Here is a 14,727-nt window from a genome sequence, read left to right as displayed (position 1 = left end):
ATATTTTATTGCGGCAATAAAATATTAATATTTAGGGTATATTTTTAATCCAATCACATATTATGACAAATCCCGAAAAAGATGATGCCGGAAAACAGGCAAATAATTTCGCTAAATATACAGGTATGGCATTTCAAATGTTAGCTACAATAGGTCTGTTTACGTTTATTGGGTATAAGATTGATGAACACCAGGCGCATGATAAATCTACATATGCTGCAATGCTAGGTTTTTTAGGGGTAATTTTTTCTTTGTATATGGTAGTAAGGTCGCTGACTAAAATAGGAAATAGGAAATAGTCATTGGGGTAATCTGTCTGGTCTAGTTACAATTTCCTATTTCCAAAAATCTAAATATTTGTCTGCTTTCTCGTATCTTTGCAGAAACCAATATATTTTGAGCTTAGCGCGTTTTATTCTTTATTATTTTCTATTTACACTGCTTATTGCAGGGGTAGTGATTGCTTTGCCATACGTTTTTCCAACCACCACTTTATTGATTGAAAAGTTTTGGGTAATATATAGTTTCATGGTAGGGATTACTTTTATTGCCTACTTAGTTGCTTATATTGGCATTAAAAGAAAACCAGAATCGGGAGTGATGGCCATCATGGCATCTTTTGGGATAAAGATGCTTTTTTCGATGGCTTTTATTCTCGTTTATGTGCTTACAACACCTGTAAACCGCCTACTTTTTGTGTTCAATTTTTTTTCTTTATATTTCTTATTTAGTGGCTTTGAAATTTACGCATTGTTGTGTAACTTGCGCCACTCAATAAAAAAGTAAAAAACATACAGTAAATGCACTTCAGTCATATTTTTAAATCAAAAAAAATTGTACAAAGCACCGCTTTTGCGCTTTTTTTAGCATTTTTTAGTCTAAATGTTTCGGCGCATCCGACCCCGGAAGCTCCAGTTTCGGCAGAAAATCATGCAACTGCAGCTGCAGAAGGAGCTAAAGAAGAGAAGTTCGATATTACAGGTTTTATTTTACATCATATTGCCGATGCGCATGGTTTTCACCTGTGGGGTGAAGGGGAAAAGTCGGTTACGGTACCGCTTCCTGTACTGTTGTGGACAGACAATGGTTTGGTTACTTTTATGTCGAGTGCATTCCATCATGATAGTGAAGGAAAACATGTTGTAGAAAAAAATGGCCAAAAGTTTGTAAACTATCATGAGAAAATTTACGTGGCGTCTGCTACACCAAATGAACATGGTGAATATGTGAGTGTTGATGCAAAACACAAGGTTGCTAATGGAATGCCATTAGATTTATCAATTACAAAAAATGTATTCACATTAATATTTTCTGCTGTAATACTGGCAATTGTATTTATTGGTGTGGCAAATTCATATAGGAAACGTGCTGGTAAATCGCCAAAAGGTTTCCAATCTTTAATTGAGCCGGTTATTCTATTTATCAGAGATGATATCGCTATTCCTAATTTGGGTGCCAAGTACGAAGGATATATGCCCTATTTATTGACGGTATTTTTCTTCATCTGGTTTAATAATATATTGGGGATGGTGCCTATTTTTCCAGGAGGTGCAAACTTAACTGGTAATATAAACCTTACACTTGTGTTGTCTGTAATTACATTCCTTATTACCAATGTTAAAGCAAATGGTCACTATTGGAAGCATATTTTTTGGATGCCGGGTGTGCCAGTGCCAATGAAGATATTTTTAGCACCTTTAGAGTTGATGGGTATTTTTACAAAGCCTATTGCTTTAATGATACGTTTGTTTGCAAATATAACGGCAGGCCACATTTTAGTGTTAGCACTATTATGCTTAATCTTTGTGTTTAAATCAGCTTTTATTGCGCCAGTATCAGTAGTATTTGTGGTGTTTATTAGTATGATTGAATTGTTAGTAGGTTTTATACAGGCCTTTATTTTTACTGTATTAACCGCTTTGTTTATCGGCTTGGCCGTACAAGAACATGGCGACCATTAATTAGAAACAATATTGTTTACATATAAATTAAATTAAAATGGTAGTAGGAAGTATTGCTGCAATTGGTGCAGGTTTAGCTGCAATTGGTGCAGGTATTGGTATCGGTAAAATTGGTGGTTCAGCTTTAGAAAGTGTTGCTCGTCAACCAGAAGCTGCGTCTAAAATTCAAACGATGATGTTAATTGCTGCAGCATTCGTTGAAGCGGTTGCACTATTTGCGGTTGTTGTATCTTTCTTGGGTACAGGCGCTTAAAAAATGAATTTCGGAGCGGTTGGCTCCGAAATTTTATTAAAATTTGTAAACAACAATAATATAATAAAACATGGATTTATTTAGTCCCAGTATTGGGTTAATCGTTTGGAGTTCAATTGTATTTCTGACCTTACTATTTATCTTAGCCAAATTTGCTTGGAAACCCGTAATGGCGGCAATAAAAGAACGTGAGCAATTTATCGACGATGCGTTGAACAAAGCAGAATTGGCTAAACAAGAAATGGCAAGGTTAACTGCTCAAAACGAAGACTTGATGAAACAGGCGCGCGCAGAGCGTGATGAGATCTTGAAAGAAGCAAAAACACTTAAAGATAACATCGTTAACGAAGCTAAAACACAAGCGCAAACCGAAGGTGCAAAGCTGATTGAAAAGGCACGTATCGAGATTGAAAACCAGAAGAAAGCTGCTTTGGCGGAGTTAAAAGGGCAAGTTTCAACTTTATCTTTAGATATTGCAGAACGTGTTTTACGTAGCCAGTTAGACGATAAAGCAAAACAGCAAGACTTGGTGACAAGCTTGTTGAAAGATGTTGAGTTAAATTAAGTTATAAGTATTACGTTTTAAGTTTTAAGTATAAGTTTAAGTGCTAGATTTTAATTTGCAACTTATGACTTATCACTTACCACTTACAACTTACAACTAAAATATATGTCAAGTAAAGCAGCAAGTAGGTACGCAAAATCATTAATCGACCTTTCTACCGAGCAAAATGCATTGGAAGAATTGAAGAATGATATGGTATTATTCGAGAAAGTTGTAGACGATAATAGCGAATTAGAAGCGATATTGAGAAATCCTATTGTTCCTTTGGATAAAAAGTCAGGAATTTTGAATGATGTTTTTGGTGGCAAAGTTCATAATATTACCCAAAGCTTTTTGAAATTAGTAGTAAATAAAGGTAGAGCTTCGATTTTGTTCGAAACCGCTAAGCAATTTATTCATCAATATAACTTAATCAAAGGAATTGTAACTGCAGAAGTAACCTCTGCAACGGCATTAACCGATGAGAGTAGAAAAGAGATTGTAAGCCTAGTTAAAAAAGAATTAGGGGCTAACGAAGTTATCGTTAAAGAAAAACTTGATGATAAATTAATTGGCGGATTTATTTTAAAAGTAGGCGACAAGCAGTTTGATGCAAGTATCGCTAGCGGATTAAATAAGTTAAAAAGAGAATTTGCACTGTAAAGGCGCAATTTAAAAAAGAATTTAAAAAAAACAAATATTATGGTAGAGGTAAGACCAGACGAAGTTTCGGCAATTATCAGACAACAATTGTCGGGCTTTAAATCAGAAGCTGAGCTTGAAGAAGTTGGTACCGTGTTGCAAGTGGGTGATGGTATCGCTCGTGTTTACGGCTTAACTAAAGTTCAAAGTGGTGAGCTAGTTGAGTTTGCTAATGGGTTGCAGGGTATAGTTTTGAACCTTGAAGAAGATAACGTTGGTGTGGTTTTATTAGGCCCTAGCGACGAGATCAAAGAAGGTGATACAATTAAGCGTACCAAAAAAATTGCCTCTATTAAAGTTGGTGAGGGTATGCTAGGCCGTGTGGTAAACACGTTAGGCGAGCCAATTGATGGTAAAGGACCAATTTTAGGCGAAACCTATGAAATGCCTCTAGAGCGTAAAGCACCAGGCGTAATTTATCGTCAGCCCGTTACTGAGCCTTTACAAACTGGTATCAAAGCAATCGATGCGATGATTCCTATTGGCCGTGGTCAACGTGAGCTAGTTATTGGTGATCGTCAGATTGGTAAAACTGCCGTTTGTATCGATACCATCATCAATCAAAAAGAATTTTACGAAGCAGGTAACCCTGTATTCTGTATCTATGTAGCTTGCGGACAAAAAGCAAGTACGGTAGCAAACGTAGTTCGTACGTTAGAAGAGAACGGTGCAATGGCTTATACAGTTGTTGTTGCTGCTTCTGCTGCTGAACCTGCTCCATTACAGTTTTATGCCCCATTTGCAGGTGCTGCAATTGGTGAGTTTTTCCGTGATACGGGTAGACCAGCGTTAATTGTGTATGATGATTTATCTAAACAAGCTGTTGCTTATCGTGAGGTTTCTTTATTATTACGTCGCCCACCAGGTCGTGAGGCCTATCCAGGGGATGTGTTCTATCTTCACAGTCGCTTGTTAGAACGTGCTGCGAAAATTAACTCGAACGATGAGATTGCTAAAAACATGAACGATTTACCAGAGTCGTTAAGAGCAATTGTAAAAGGAGGTGGTTCATTAACCGCTTTACCGATTATCGAAACACAAGCAGGTGACGTTTCTGCATATATTCCAACGAACGTAATTTCGATTACCGACGGACAAATTTTCTTAGAGTCGAACTTATTTAACTCAGGTATTCGTCCAGCAATTAACGTAGGTATCTCGGTGTCACGTGTTGGTGGTAATGCACAGATTAAATCGATGAAAAAAGTAGCTGGTACCTTAAAGTTGGATCAAGCTCAGTATCGTGAATTAGAGGCTTTCTCTAAATTCGGGTCAGACTTGGATGCAGCAACCAAATCGGTATTGGATAAAGGTGCACGTAACGTAGAGATGTTAAAGCAAGCTCAATTTTCTCCATTTACGGTAGAGAAGCAAGTTGCGATCGTTTACTTAGGTACCAAGAACTTAATGCGTTCAGTTCCTGTGAACCAAGTAAAAGCATTTGAAGCTGAGTTTTTACAAGCCTTAGAGTTGCGTCACCCTGAAACTTTAGCAGCCTTAAAGGCGGGTAAGCTAGACGATGCTACTGAGGTTTTAGAAACTGTTGCAAAAGAAATTTCAAGTAAATATTAATTTTAGTCCTGAGTCTTTAGTCTAAAGTCTCGAGTAGACTTAAGACTAAAGACTGTAGACTGAAGACTAAAAAAGAGATGGCTAATTTAAAAGAAGTAAGAATACGTATAGCATCGGTACAATCTACCCAGCAGATTACCAAAGCCATGAAAATGGTTTCGGCTGCGAAGTTGAAACGTGCTACTAATGCTATTGTTCAATTACGTCCGTATGCTACCAAGCTAAAAGAAATTTTAGGTAATCTTTCTGCAAGTTTAGAAGGTGGTTCTTCACCATTTATCGAAGACCGGGAGCCAAATAAAGTGTTGATCGTTGTAGTATCATCAAACCGTGGTTTGGCGGGTGCTTTTAACATGAATGTAATTAAAACTGCAAATAATTTAATTGCCCAAAAATATAGTGAACAGCTTAAAAAAGGCAATGTAAGTGTTATAGCAATTGGTAAAAAATCGCAAGATTTTTACGAGAAACGTAATTACAAAGTTATCGGTAATAACAATGACGTGTATTCGGCCCTAACTTTCGAAAATGTAACCAAAATTACAGAAGCGATTATGACAGGTTTTGAAAATGGCGATTTTGATAGAGTTGAGGTAGTATACAATCAATTTAAAAATGCTGCAGTTCAAATTTTAACAAGCGAGCAGTTATTGCCTTTACCAAGAACAGAAACTTCTGCACAGGCAAAATCATCAAATGTTGAATACATTTTGGAGCCTAATCAAGAAGATATTGTTAAACAATTAATTCCTAAATCGATTAAAATCCAATTATATAAAGCAGTTCTTGATTCTCATGCTTCAGAACATGGTGCACGTATGACATCAATGGATAAAGCAACAGAAAATGCGGGGGATTTATTAAAAGCATTAAAATTAGCCTATAATCAAGCGCGCCAAGCGGCCATTACAACCGAGTTAACGGAGATTGTTAGTGGTGCTGCTGCATTGAATGGGTAAGAAACTCATTTGAAAATATAAACCCTTATCTTAATCGGTAAGGGTTTTTTTATGTCTTGTATTTTCGCATTTTAAATAATAGTTAAGATTGAACGTTAGTTTTGGTACCAACAATTTAAAAATGGATTTTAAAATTGCTATAGAACGTTAATAATTATATATCGAGTTACGGCGATTCTGCTTTATACTTTAGAATAATTCATCTTTTAAGTTTTTCGGTTACCTTTTTAAAGGTTTTTTTATTTAAGCACTATACCTTAATTTTGGAAAAAAATAAACCATGAAAAAATGTATTCTACTATTATCGATTGGCTTTTTGCCAATTTTAACTATAGCCCAAGCATTAACCCCGGCAAGAGATTTCACCAATGCCGTATTGTGGCAACAAACGAGTGGGGAATATCGTGCCTTGGCTTATCAGGCCTACAATTTTGCAAAACTTTCTTTAAAAGAAGCCCTCTGGGAACAAGCAAATGGTAAGCCTAATTGCGTAATCGTTGATGCAGACGAAACAATTTTAGATAATTCTGCCTTTCAAGGGCACGAGATTAAAAAGGGGGTGAGTTTTGATGTAGCCGATTGGGCACAATGGACTTCAATGGGAGCTGCTGATACCGTTCCAGGTGCATTGAATTTTTTAAAATTTGCGGCAAGTAAAAAAGTAGAAACGTTTTATGTTACCAATAGAGATGAAAAAGATTACGTAGGGACGCTAAAAAATCTACAAAAATTTGGATTTCCAAACGCCGATGAAGCACATTTATTGGTAAAAACAACAACTTCAGATAAAGAACCGCGAAGACAAAAAGTACTAGAAAAGTATAACGTTTTGCTGTTATGTGGAGATAATTTAAGTGATTTTTCTAATGTTTTTTATCGAGAGGGAAAGGATACCAAACAACAGGTTGATGCAGCTAAAGCTCTATTTGGCAAAAAGTTTATCGTATTGCCTAACCCGATGTATGGCGATTGGGAGAAACCATTGTATACTTCTGATAAATTAAGCGAGGCCGATAAAGCAAAGCAACGGTTAGAACGACTAAAAAGCTATTAATCTTTTCAACTAATTTATTCAATATCTTTGCAAGAATTAACGAATAAATATTAATTTTGTAAGCAATAAATACATAAAACTCATGAGTCAAGATCAAGAAAGAGAAAAGAGCATGGCCTCTGCTAATAACACCTCGCATTATATGCTAATTTTATGGGGCGTACTTATAGGTATTGTTGGTGTATATGCACGTTTCGCATTCGATTCAACTGCACTTTCAATTGCTTCATGGGCTATTTTACTAGTAGGCTCTATCATAGCCTGCAAAGGGGTTTTTAAAATCATGGAAGCAAAATAGTTGTTTAATAATAGATATTTAAAGTCCCTCGATTAAGCGTCGAGGGATTTTTTGGTTTTATACCTTTTTATTTTTTGCAAAAAAGGGTTACTTATTTCAGATTCTTGCATTAAGGTAAAGGCAAAAAATAGGTAACTTTAAAAGACTGACATTCATTTTTATTTCTACAGCAATCTTTTCGATTTTGTTGACATTTTTAATGTTATACTTTTTTATCACACAACCATTGCCAGTTTCATTTAAGGGGGTTGATGAACGTATTATCGCATTTCCATTAGCAATACTTATGATTGTTGGTTTAACAATAGCTACGCTGCCAATCTATCTCAACCTAATCAAATCAATTAGGGAAGATATTACCTATTCTGCGCTTTCGTTTTTTATATTACCGTTAATGCTTAGCTCTTTTGCAATGCCACACGATGCTTTTAAAATGGCTCCTTTAATAGCTATTTTTATCGGCCCTTTTTGGTTAGGTTTAGTGGCTAACTTTTATGGGTATCGCCTGTTTATAAAGAAAAAGCTTTCAAATACCTAACCTTTAACCCTTTTCTTATTATCCTGCGCAAACGCTTCCCACCCCGAATAAGATTTACTCGTACTGCTCATATTTATCCGCTGAAAAGAATGACATACCGCAACGGCCAAGCCATCGGTCGCATCTAAAAATTCGGGAGTTTCTTTAAAGTTTAATAGTCGTTGCAACATGGCGGCAACTTGTTCTTTACTGGCCGTTCCTTTTCCGGTAATCGACTGTTTTATTTTCCGAGGTGCGTATTCCGTAACGGATATATTCTTAGAAAGTGCAGCAGCCATCGCAATTCCCTGGGCTCTACCCAACTTAAGCATTACTTGAATATTTTTTCCATAAAATGGTGCCTCAATGGCAAGTACATCAGGTTTATATTCTTCAATCAACCCAATAGTTTTCTCAAAAATTCGTTGTAATTTTAAAAAATGATCCTCTAAATGATCCATTTTGACAACACCCATGCTAATGAGTTCGATCTTGTTTCCCTTTTCCAAAATTATCCCATAACCCATAATTGCAGTACCAGGATCGATACCCATAATTACACGTTCTTTTTTTTCAACCATTATAAGAGAGCCTGATTAAGTTTATCTTGTAGTTTGTTTAAGCTTCTTTTTAGCTGCAACTTCGTTATACTTTTTCGAGGTAGAAGCTCTGCTATCTCTTCAAAAGTAAGCCTTGTTTCGCTTAAAAATAAGCATTTAACAATTTTTCAACATAAATTTGAACAGGCTCTCACAATATTAAGCATATTTGCACAAAATTAAACTTAAATTATTTGGAAGCGATAAGCGTAATTAGTTATATCTTGGCCTTAGTATATGTAATTATTGTGATTACGTTCATCAAAGGTTGGTATCGCTTAACGATATATTCACCCGTTAAAACAGCCGTATCTACAAAGGTATCAGTTATCGTTGCCGCAAGAAACGAAGCAAATCATATCGCTAATACAATTAATGATCTTTTAAATCAAGATTATCCCTCTCAATTATTTGAGATTATTATCATCAATGATCATTCTACAGATGAAACAGCGGCTATTGTTGGTTCTTTTTTAAATAAAGGGGTAAAGCTAATCAACCTAATGGAAGATGAAGTGCTAAACTCTTATAAGAAAAAAGCTATTCAAACAGCGATAAGTGAATCAAACGGTACATTAATCATCACAACCGATGCCGATTGTAGAATGGGTAAGAACTGGCTCAAAACCATAGTTAGTTTTTATGAAGAACATGATTACAAAATGATTTCATCGCCAGTGGCTTATTTTGACGAGCAAAATCTTTTTGAAAAATGCCAAGCATTGGAGTTTTCCTATCTTATCGGATTAGGCGCCTCAACCTTAGGAAACAAAAATCCAATTACCTGTAATGGCGCAAATTTGGCTTACGAACGCGCAGCTTTTGATGAAGTAGGTGGCTTTAAAGGTATAGATGATTTGGCATCTGGCGATGATGAATTACTCTTGCACAAGATAGCAGCCCAATACGACAACAACATCGGATTTTTAAAAAGCCCAGATGCGATTGTATATACTAGAGCTAAACATACCTTAAAAGAGTTTATCCAGCAACGGAAACGATGGGCGTCGAAAAGCACACGCTATAGAAATAAAGGGATAGTTTTACTTGGAGTTTTAGTATGGCTATTTAATTTAAGCATTTTTTTGAATGGAGCAATTGCACTAATGCTTCAAAATATTTCTTTTTTCAATGTTTTAGTCGTCCAACTGTTCTTGAAAATTATTATCGAACTATTTTTTTTAAACGCTGTTACGAGTTTCTTTAGAAGAAAACAATTGTTAGTTTTACAGCCGTTAACTAGCATAATGCATATCTTTTATATCGTGTATATTGGTATCGCAGGCAATTCGGGAAAATACAATTGGAAAGGCCGAATGGTAAAATAAATTAGAGATGAATACGAATAGCCCTTCAAAAAAGATTTGGAACAAATTTAAGCGCAATAAACTAGCATTTGGAGGATTAATTTTCATCTTAGTATTAATGCTAATTGGAATATTGGGTTATTTAATTACGCCCGATCAAACGCCTTATGCAAATACCATGCATTTGCAATTGAGCAATAAAAAACCATTCCGGACCTTCGATTTTCTAATTATTAATCGCAGTAAAACAAGTAAAAAGACAAATCTTTTCGAGAAAATGCTGTACGGCCAAGAGGCAGATTTTAAAAGTGTACCCATTACATCGTATAGGGTTGAGGGCGATCGAGTAGTTGTATGCGAATATATTGGTGATGATGAAAAGGCCGAAGAAACAAGCTATAAAATTGAGCCGCAAGCAAACTTCGAAAAAAATAATATTTACCGGCAAACTTTTTATCTAGGTACCGATATGTATGGCCGCGACTTGTTAAGCCGATTAATTTTGGGCATTAGAGTATCTCTTTCTGTAGGGTTGATGGCTGTACTGATTTCGTTAGTTATTGGGGTGAGCTTGGGTGCTATAGCAGGGTATTTTGGGGGCAAAACCGACGCCTCAATTAGCTGGTTCATGAATGTGATTTGGTCGCTTCCTTCTTTATTACTGGTGATTGCCATATCTTTTGCATTAGGGAAGGGGTTTTGGCAAATTTTTATTGCTGTGGGTCTCTCTACCTGGGTTGATGTTTCGCGTTTGGTACGGGGGCAAGTGATGTCGTTAAAGGAGGTAGAATTTGTAGAGGCAGCTAAGGCACTGGGCTTTTCTACTCGGAGAACGATTGTTAAACATATTTTACCCAATATTGCTGGTCCTATTTTAGTTGTCGCTTCAGCAAATTTTGCTTCCGCAATATTATTAGAAACTGGATTGAGCTTTTTAGGCTTTGGTGCACAACCTCCTATGCCAAGCTGGGGCAGCATGATTAAAGAGCATTATGCATATATTATTATGGATGCAGCTTATTTGGCGGTATTGCCCGGCTTAGCCATTATGCTAACGGTTTATGCTTTTAACGTACTTGCAATCGGGCTAAGAGATGCCTTTGATGTAAAAGGTCAAAATGCAAGTGTATAAAAAACCCCTATTCGTTCTGGAAAATAGGGGTCTTAATTAGAGTTAAATTTTTCGCTACTTCACTAGCTATATTTAACTAAACGAGAGCCATTACAAAAACGCTACAGTGGTTGTAAAATATAGTTCAAAAAAAATTACCTGTCTAACACGTAGAACAGGTAACTAACACCAAATTTTATAGGTAGATTTTGGTTCTTTATAATTTAGTAAGAATAGACTTACAAAAATCTAATTGAAGTCGAACAGAAATTATAAAATCTTTAACTCGCTTTAAATATTTTTCCATCAGTATAATTTGATTATTCGTTCTTTAGCAAATTTGCATACTGTTTTCGGCTTTTCTACTAGCTAAATAGCTAAACTTTCACTAGCTAAACGACTAAAGTTTTTTTAGTTATTTAACGAGTTTAGAAATGAGTAATTTACCATGCACAATGTGTAAACTAAAAACTATATTTATTCTCATTAAACTAAATTAATCTCATGGAAAAGAAATCTGCATTTATTGTTATCTGTGTTTTACTGGCCGTATTCGCCATTTACGTCTACAAGTATCCACCTGTAAAGCGCGAACCTGAAAAAGCATCTACTTTGTTAAAAATGGACGGGGTTGAACCCGCGCCAAGTAAACTTAGAATGAGCCTCATCGAAGAAATGGTTGGCAATTATAGAAAAGCGCAGTTATTGTCTATTGAAAATTCACCCAAAAATCCTGTTAAGGATGATTCCTATTCAATCTTATTTGATCTCGATACCTTAAAGCAATTTATTAGTTATATTGAACAAGGGGTTAAACAGGTCGACCCATCGGCTAATCCTAAACTGGCAATTAGGATGTACTACGCAGCCTATCCCGTAAAAGAAAAATGGAGTGAAAGCGGGTATGAGAATTTAAGAAACTTATTAGGTAATGACATACCTAAACTTTATGAAAGAAAACATACCCTCATCATGATCCCGGTAATCAAAACCGAAAAAGGGATTTTTGCAGATTTTAATCCATTTAATAAAAACACCTATGGTGGTTTTCCGGGCAGGGCAATGAAGACAATGTCTCTTTTAAGGGAACCGTCTGATACTACTGAAATTCCAGCGTTAAACCATGGGCAGCTTATTCCACCGGCTAGCATAGCGGGAGAGGCATTTTAAAAAAAATGAGCACCTCATCTATCTTAAGAGAAACATTAATATGGATTCAATTGGCCGCTGCCCTCGTAGGGCTATTCTACTGGCCTAAATTAAAGCATAGCTATTGGAAATGGTTTATTGTTTATCTCTGTATTATTTTTTTTGTGGAGGCATTTAGTAAGTGGGGGTTGAAAGATACTCCCACCTATCGCGTCTACCTGTATGATTTTTTCGGAATTCCCATCCAATTTATTTTTTATTATTGGCTATATGCGGTAAAATCGTTAAAAAACCCTGCGTTGTTTTGGCTCTGTATCTTCCTGTATGCCATTTCATTTCTTCCTTATTTTACCTTATTTGCCAAAGGGTCGATTGTGTATTCTTTAAGTTATACAGTTGGTAATGTGCTACTTATGTTGATGGTTTTTCTTGAGATTTTTAAGCAAATTAAGTCAGAAAAAATATTGCTTTTTAGATCGAATTTTATGTTCTATATTAACATTGGAATTATGTTATTTTATATCGGAACCCTGCCATTTTTCTCATTTTATGGATTAATATTAAAAGATCTTCAAATTTGGACAAGCTATTATATTTTTTTCATGATCGCCAATCACATTATGTATTTATTGTTCATTAATGCTTTTGTATGGGGCAAACCGAATACCTTTTAATTATTATTCTATTTAATGTTTTTTTGCTAGCATTTATTATCGCTGCAATTATATTCGTTGTCCAATACAAAAATAAAAAAAGAGAGAACGAAGCCCAATTGGCCCAACAGGAAATCCTCCATCAAAAAGAGTTGCTTGCTACCGAGATGGAAATTCAGGCACAAACGATGCAATATATTGGCCGCGAAATCCACGATAATGTTGGGCAAAAGCTCACTTTAGCAAGCTTATATACACAGCAACTTGTTTACGAAAATAACGTGTCTTCTATTAATGAAAAAATAGAAAACATTGGCGAAATTATTAACCAGTCGTTAAAGGATCTCCGACATCTTTCTAAATCGCTAACCGATAATAAGATTGAAAATGGAACCATCAACTATCTTTTGCAACAGGAATTTGAAAGAATTAAAGAATTGCGAAAATTTAACGTTAATTTAGAACTTACCAATGAAGAATTATTTTTACCCTATCAAACTAAAAATGTAATTGTGAGGGTTGTGCAAGAATTTGTGCAAAATAGCATGAAATATGCAAATTGTGAAACGTTAAGCCTCTCCATGGTTAAACTTAATCAAGAATTGAAAATTATACTAAAAGATGATGGGGTAGGCTTTGATTTAGAAAATATAAGTGAGAACGGTATTGGCCTCATCAATATAAAAAAAAGAGTGGAATTATTAGGCGGACGCTTTTTGCTTCAAAGTACAAAGAATATAGGCACAACGTTAACCATCGAGATTTCTATAGAATAATGAAAAATAGCATAGTAATTGTAGATGACCATATTTTAATTGCAAAGGCAATAGCAAGCATTTTGAGTAATTTTACGCAGTTTGAAGTGCTGTATGAATGCGAAAACGGGAAGGAGCTGCAAGAAAAATGTAAAATTCCAGGTAATGTGCCCAATATTGTACTTTTAGATATCAGTATGCCAATAATGGATGGGTTTGAAACCGCTAAATGGTTAAAAATGAATCATCCTGAAGTGCTAATTATGGCGTTAAGCATGCAAGATGATGATCAAAGCCTGATCAAAATGATTAAGTGCGGCGCAAAAGGTTATTTGCTTAAAAATGTACACCCTGCAGAATTAGAAAATGCATTAAATAACCTGATTCGGGCTGGTTTTTATTATCCAGATTGGGCAACGGCTAAAGTGTTCGAAAGTTTAAGTAACGAATTGGTGAAAAACCCACTTAATGATAGAGAAATTGAATTTTTGCGGCATTGTGTAACCGAAATGAGCTACAAAGAAATAGCTGAAAAAATGTGCTGTAGCACAAGAACAGTCGAATATTATAGAAATACCTTGTTTGAACGATTTGGATTAAAAAGCAGGGTTGGACTTGCCGTATATGCCATCAAAAATGGTTTCGATGATTAAGTTTAGATAAGAATTGGTAATTTTGAGCTATGCTATTAAATTGCTATCAGCAAGAATTTATTGAAGCAGGGTGTGATGAAGCGGGGCGTGGTTGTTTAGCAGGCCCTGTAACGGCAGCTGCTGTAATCTTACCAGCCAATTTTTGCCTGGAAGGGTTAGATGATTCTAAAAAACTAACCCATCAACAAAGAGAAAAGTTAAGGCCTGTGATTGAGAGGGAAGCACTTGCTTGGGCGGTAGCTTTTGTAGATCACGAAGAGATAGATCGAATTAATATTTTAAATGCTTCTTTTTTAGCGATGCATAGAGCGATAGAAAAGTTGGGTATTGAGCCTGGTTACTTGGCTATTGATGGCAATCGATTTAAAGCCTACGCTAAAGTACCACATTCTTGCATCATAAAGGGCGATGGAAAATATTTAAATATTGCAGCTGCATCCATTTTGGCAAAAACTCACCGTGATGAATTTATGACCAGTTTGGGCGTCGATTATCCACAATATAATTGGCAGCAGAACAAGGGGTATCCGACTATAGCCCATCGAAATGCCGTTATCAATATGGGCTTGTCGCCCTATCATCGTAAAACATTTACCATAAGCACTCCACAGCTTACTATTTCTTTTACAGAAGATTGATT

General features: G+C 35.7%; 18 protein-coding genes. 17 read left to right on the top strand and 1 reads right to left on the bottom strand.

The genetic code is table 11. The annotated features are described in order from the left end of the window. Positions 1 to 62 precede the first annotated feature (62 nt). The 10 genes from WG904_RS09995 to WG904_RS09950 all read left to right on the top strand — a co-directional run bounded on the left by WG904_RS09995 (position 63) and on the right by WG904_RS09950 (position 7,881). Positions 63 to 299 carry an AtpZ/AtpI family protein gene (locus WG904_RS09995; RefSeq protein WP_339579164.1) on the top strand — a complete coding sequence of 79 codons (237 nt, stop codon included), beginning with the start codon at positions 63 to 65 and terminating at the stop codon, positions 297 to 299. Between the two features lie 501 nt (positions 300 to 800). Further along, positions 801 to 1,961 (top strand): F0F1 ATP synthase subunit A, encoded by a 1,161-nt coding sequence (gene atpB / locus WG904_RS09990; protein WP_339579163.1) that lies wholly within the window; start codon positions 801 to 803, stop codon positions 1,959 to 1,961. A 37-nt stretch (positions 1,962 to 1,998) separates the two neighbouring features. Continuing rightward, complete coding sequence (atpE, locus tag WG904_RS09985) at positions 1,999 to 2,214, top strand: ATP synthase F0 subunit C (protein WP_339579162.1); 216 nt, start codon at positions 1,999 to 2,001, stop codon at positions 2,212 to 2,214. Positions 2,215 to 2,284: 70 nt separating this feature from the next. Next, a complete protein-coding gene (atpF, locus tag WG904_RS09980; protein ID WP_339579161.1) occupies positions 2,285 to 2,779 on the top strand; it encodes a F0F1 ATP synthase subunit B in 495 nt (164 codons plus the stop codon). Positions 2,780 to 2,884: 105 nt separating this feature from the next. Further along, positions 2,885 to 3,421: an ATP synthase F1 subunit delta gene (gene atpH, locus WG904_RS09975; RefSeq protein ID WP_339579160.1), complete on the top strand. Its 537-nt coding sequence runs from the start codon at positions 2,885 to 2,887 to the stop codon at positions 3,419 to 3,421. 39 nt (positions 3,422 to 3,460) lie between these two features. Further along, entirely contained in the window at positions 3,461 to 5,032 is a 1,572-nt protein-coding gene (atpA, locus tag WG904_RS09970) for a F0F1 ATP synthase subunit alpha (RefSeq protein WP_339579159.1), read from the top strand. Positions 5,033 to 5,109: 77 nt separating this feature from the next. Further along, positions 5,110 to 5,991: an ATP synthase F1 subunit gamma gene (gene atpG, locus WG904_RS09965; protein WP_339579158.1), complete on the top strand. Its 882-nt coding sequence runs from the start codon at positions 5,110 to 5,112 to the stop codon at positions 5,989 to 5,991. A 280-nt stretch (positions 5,992 to 6,271) separates the two neighbouring features. Then, positions 6,272 to 7,045 carry a 5'-nucleotidase, lipoprotein e(P4) family gene (locus WG904_RS09960; RefSeq protein WP_339579157.1) on the top strand — a complete coding sequence of 258 codons (774 nt, stop codon included), beginning with the start codon at positions 6,272 to 6,274 and terminating at the stop codon, positions 7,043 to 7,045. Positions 7,046 to 7,127: 82 nt separating this feature from the next. Then, positions 7,128 to 7,343 carry a hypothetical protein gene (locus WG904_RS09955; RefSeq protein ID WP_339579156.1) on the top strand — a complete coding sequence of 72 codons (216 nt, stop codon included), beginning with the start codon at positions 7,128 to 7,130 and terminating at the stop codon, positions 7,341 to 7,343. A 199-nt stretch (positions 7,344 to 7,542) separates the two neighbouring features. After that, positions 7,543 to 7,881 (top strand): hypothetical protein, encoded by a 339-nt coding sequence (locus WG904_RS09950; protein WP_339579155.1) that lies wholly within the window; start codon positions 7,543 to 7,545, stop codon positions 7,879 to 7,881. Here WG904_RS09950 and ruvC read toward each other — a convergent pair. After that, the gene (ruvC, locus tag WG904_RS09945) at positions 7,878 to 8,441 is read right to left on the bottom strand and encodes a crossover junction endodeoxyribonuclease RuvC (protein WP_339579154.1); all 564 of its coding nucleotides are present in this window, start codon (positions 8,439 to 8,441) and stop codon (positions 7,878 to 7,880) included. The genes WG904_RS09950 and ruvC overlap by 4 nt on opposite strands. A 212-nt stretch (positions 8,442 to 8,653) precedes the next feature. Here ruvC and WG904_RS09940 point away from each other — a divergent pair, with 212 nt between their 5' ends. From WG904_RS09940 to rnhB, 7 genes are all read left to right on the top strand, one after another. Further along, positions 8,654 to 9,787 carry a glycosyltransferase family 2 protein gene (locus WG904_RS09940; RefSeq protein ID WP_339579153.1) on the top strand — a complete coding sequence of 378 codons (1,134 nt, stop codon included), beginning with the start codon at positions 8,654 to 8,656 and terminating at the stop codon, positions 9,785 to 9,787. Between the two features lie 7 nt (positions 9,788 to 9,794). Beyond that, the gene (locus WG904_RS09935) at positions 9,795 to 10,898 is read left to right on the top strand and encodes an ABC transporter permease (protein ID WP_339579152.1); all 1,104 of its coding nucleotides are present in this window, start codon (positions 9,795 to 9,797) and stop codon (positions 10,896 to 10,898) included. Between the two features lie 483 nt (positions 10,899 to 11,381). Continuing rightward, on the top strand, positions 11,382 to 12,047 hold the full coding sequence (locus WG904_RS09930) for a hypothetical protein (RefSeq protein WP_339579151.1): 666 nt from the start codon (positions 11,382 to 11,384) through the stop codon (positions 12,045 to 12,047). A 5-nt stretch (positions 12,048 to 12,052) separates the two neighbouring features. Continuing rightward, complete coding sequence (locus WG904_RS09925) at positions 12,053 to 12,700, top strand: hypothetical protein (protein WP_339579150.1); 648 nt, start codon at positions 12,053 to 12,055, stop codon at positions 12,698 to 12,700. Next, the gene (locus WG904_RS09920; RefSeq protein WP_339579149.1) at positions 12,676 to 13,455 is read left to right on the top strand and encodes a sensor histidine kinase; all 780 of its coding nucleotides are present in this window, start codon (positions 12,676 to 12,678) and stop codon (positions 13,453 to 13,455) included. Before WG904_RS09925 ends, WG904_RS09920 begins: the two co-directional genes overlap by 25 nt. After that, positions 13,455 to 14,087: a response regulator transcription factor gene (locus WG904_RS09915; protein ID WP_339579148.1), complete on the top strand. Its 633-nt coding sequence runs from the start codon at positions 13,455 to 13,457 to the stop codon at positions 14,085 to 14,087. The genes WG904_RS09920 and WG904_RS09915 overlap by 1 nt, the downstream gene beginning before the upstream one ends. Positions 14,088 to 14,116: 29 nt before the next feature. Next, a complete protein-coding gene (rnhB, locus tag WG904_RS09910; protein ID WP_339579147.1) occupies positions 14,117 to 14,725 on the top strand; it encodes a ribonuclease HII in 609 nt (202 codons plus the stop codon). The last annotated feature ends 2 nt before the right edge of the window (positions 14,726 to 14,727 follow it).

Origin of the sequence: Pedobacter anseongensis, assembly GCF_037482965.1 — a bacterium.
Classification (GTDB): Bacteria; Bacteroidota; Bacteroidia; order Sphingobacteriales; family Sphingobacteriaceae; genus Pedobacter; species Pedobacter anseongensis.
This window is presented reverse-complemented; position numbering and strand designations above follow the sequence as displayed.

What these genes read in the sequence shown, in the direction of transcription:
- atpG (WP_339579158.1), top strand. Translation starts at nt 5,110, where the DNA reads ATGGCTAATTTAAAAGAAGTAAGAATACGTATAGCATCGGTACAATCT.
- atpB (WP_339579163.1), top strand. Translation starts at nt 801, where the DNA reads ATGCACTTCAGTCATATTTTTAAATCAAAAAAAATTGTACAAAGCACC.
- WG904_RS09960 (WP_339579157.1), top strand. Translation starts at nt 6,272, where the DNA reads ATGAAAAAATGTATTCTACTATTATCGATTGGCTTTTTGCCAATTTTA.
- atpE (WP_339579162.1), top strand. Translation starts at nt 1,999, where the DNA reads ATGGTAGTAGGAAGTATTGCTGCAATTGGTGCAGGTTTAGCTGCAATT.
- WG904_RS09950 (WP_339579155.1), top strand. Translation starts at nt 7,543, where the DNA reads ATGTTATACTTTTTTATCACACAACCATTGCCAGTTTCATTTAAGGGG.
- atpF (WP_339579161.1), top strand. Translation starts at nt 2,285, where the DNA reads ATGGATTTATTTAGTCCCAGTATTGGGTTAATCGTTTGGAGTTCAATT.
- WG904_RS09955 (WP_339579156.1), top strand. Translation starts at nt 7,128, where the DNA reads ATGAGTCAAGATCAAGAAAGAGAAAAGAGCATGGCCTCTGCTAATAAC.
- WG904_RS09935 (WP_339579152.1), top strand. Translation starts at nt 9,795, where the DNA reads ATGAATACGAATAGCCCTTCAAAAAAGATTTGGAACAAATTTAAGCGC.
- atpH (WP_339579160.1), top strand. Translation starts at nt 2,885, where the DNA reads ATGTCAAGTAAAGCAGCAAGTAGGTACGCAAAATCATTAATCGACCTT.
- WG904_RS09920 (WP_339579149.1), top strand. Translation starts at nt 12,676, where the DNA reads ATGGGGCAAACCGAATACCTTTTAATTATTATTCTATTTAATGTTTTT.
- WG904_RS09995 (WP_339579164.1), top strand. Translation starts at nt 63, where the DNA reads ATGACAAATCCCGAAAAAGATGATGCCGGAAAACAGGCAAATAATTTC.
- WG904_RS09925 (WP_339579150.1), top strand. Translation starts at nt 12,053, where the DNA reads ATGAGCACCTCATCTATCTTAAGAGAAACATTAATATGGATTCAATTG.
- WG904_RS09915 (WP_339579148.1), top strand. Translation starts at nt 13,455, where the DNA reads ATGAAAAATAGCATAGTAATTGTAGATGACCATATTTTAATTGCAAAG.
- WG904_RS09930 (WP_339579151.1), top strand. Translation starts at nt 11,382, where the DNA reads ATGGAAAAGAAATCTGCATTTATTGTTATCTGTGTTTTACTGGCCGTA.
- ruvC (WP_339579154.1), bottom strand. Translation starts at nt 8,441, where the DNA reads ATGGTTGAAAAAAAAGAACGTGTAATTATGGGTATCGATCCTGGTACT.
- atpA (WP_339579159.1), top strand. Translation starts at nt 3,461, where the DNA reads ATGGTAGAGGTAAGACCAGACGAAGTTTCGGCAATTATCAGACAACAA.
- rnhB (WP_339579147.1), top strand. Translation starts at nt 14,117, where the DNA reads ATGCTATTAAATTGCTATCAGCAAGAATTTATTGAAGCAGGGTGTGAT.